The following is a 1,929-nucleotide window of genomic DNA, read 5'->3' on the forward strand; positions in this document are numbered from 1 at the left end:
TGAAACAACCAATAAACTATTTCTCGTGTGAGATTTTCTTGTGTTGAGCCACTCAATCGAATGAGTGCTCTTTACTCTAGAAAGGAGGTGATCCAACCGCAGGTTCTCCTACGGTTACCTTGTTACGACTTCACCCCAGTCGCTAATTCCACCGTAAGCGGTAGCCCCCCGAAGGTTGGCTTCCCGATTTCGGGTGAAATCAACTCCCATGGTGTGACGGGCGGTGAGTACAAGACCCGGGAACGTATTCACCGTAGCATTGCTGATCTACGATTACTAGTGATTCCAGCTTCATGGAGTCGAGTTGCAGACTCCAATCCGAACTGAGAGACGCTTTAAGTGATTAGCTCCACCTCGCGGTATCGCAACACTCTGTACGCCCCATTGTAGCACGTGTGTAGCCCTAGCCATAAGGGCCATGATGACTTGACGTCGTCCTCACCTTCCTCCTCCTTACGAAGGCAGTCTCCTTAGAGTGCTCAGCTTAACCTGCTAGCAACTAAGGACGAGGGTTGCGCTCGTTGCGGGACTTAACCCAACATCTCACGACACGAGCTGACGACAGCCGTGCAGCACCTGTTTTCGAGCTCCCCGAAGGGCACCCCGCCATCTCTGGCAGGTTCTCTCAATGTCAAGGCTAGGTAAGGTTCTTCGCGTATCTTCGAATTAAACCACATGCTCCACCACTTGTGCGGGTCCCCGTCTATTCCTTTGAGTTTTAATCTTGCGACCGTACTCCCCAGGCGGTTCACTTAATCTGTTAAGTGCATCACCGCCCTGACTAGCAGAGCGACGACTAGTGAACATCGTTTAGGGCGTGGACTACCAGGGTATCTAATCCTGTTTGCTCCCCACGCTTTCACGCCTTAGCGTCAGTTATGTTCCAGGAGATCGCCTTCGCTTTCGGTATTCCTAGTGATATCTACGGATTTTACCCCTACACCACTAATTCCATCTCCCCCTCCCATACTCTAGGTCGGCAGTTTCAAATGCAGTTCTACAGTTAAGCTGTAGGATTTCACATCTGACTTGCCAACCCGCCTACGCGTCCTTTACGCCCAGTGATTCCGAATAACGCTTGCACCCTCCGTATTACCGCGGCTGCTGGCACGGAGTTAGCCGGTGCTTATTCATATGCTACCGTCATTTTCTTGACATATAAAAGGAGTTTACACACCGAAATGCGTCATCCTCCACGCGGCGTTGCTGCATCAGGGTTTCCCCCATTGTGCAATATTCCTCACTGCTGCCTCCCGTAGGAGTCTGGTCCGTGTCTCAGTACCAGTGTGGCGGATCATCCTCTCAAACCCGCTACCCGTCATCGCCTTGGTAGTCTCTTACACTACCAACTAGCTGATGGGATATAGACCGATCCCTTGGCGGAATCCATTTCCCGACTTATCTTGTGATAAGAAGGAGTATCCGGTATTAATCATCGTTTCCAATGGCTATCCCGGTCCAAGGGGCACATTATCTATATATTACTCACCCGTGCGCCACTCGTCAGCATAGTAGCAAGCTACCATCTGTTACCGTTCGACTTGCATGTGTTAAGCACGCCGCCAGCGTTCATTCTGAGCCAGGATCAAACTCTCCATAATTGTTATTACAGAAAGATAAGTAAACTTATTACTGATCTTTTGCCCAAGATTATTAAATCATTGGCTTTGTTATTTTAAGTCTTAATAAAACTGCTTAAGGTTCTATTACTAGACTGTTGTATGTTCTGTGCCATTTCAAGCACAGAATAATAGTTATCTATTACTATTAAGGGAACCATACAGGCAAGCCTGTATGGATTTCAAAATAGAATAGACGGTTGTTGTTTATTAGTTATTTCTAAGTAATTTATCTCTTTAACTCTAAAGTTAAAAAGTCTCTTACTTGCTTAGTTTTCAATGATCTCAAACATTTTTAAAAGCTTCTACT

The 1,929-nt window shown here is 47.1% G+C and carries 1 rRNA gene; it reads right to left on the reverse strand.

Going from position 1 to position 1,929, the window contains the following annotated elements:
* Positions 1–80: 80 nt before the first annotated feature.
* Positions 81–1,601: ribosomal RNA gene (locus MNY28_RS11745) — 16S ribosomal RNA — on the reverse strand.
* Between the last annotated feature and the right edge of the window lie 328 nt (positions 1,602–1,929).

The organism is Sulfurimonas sp. NWX367, assembly GCF_039667065.1.
GTDB lineage: Bacteria > Campylobacterota > Campylobacteria > Campylobacterales > Sulfurimonadaceae > Sulfurimonas > Sulfurimonas hydrogeniphila.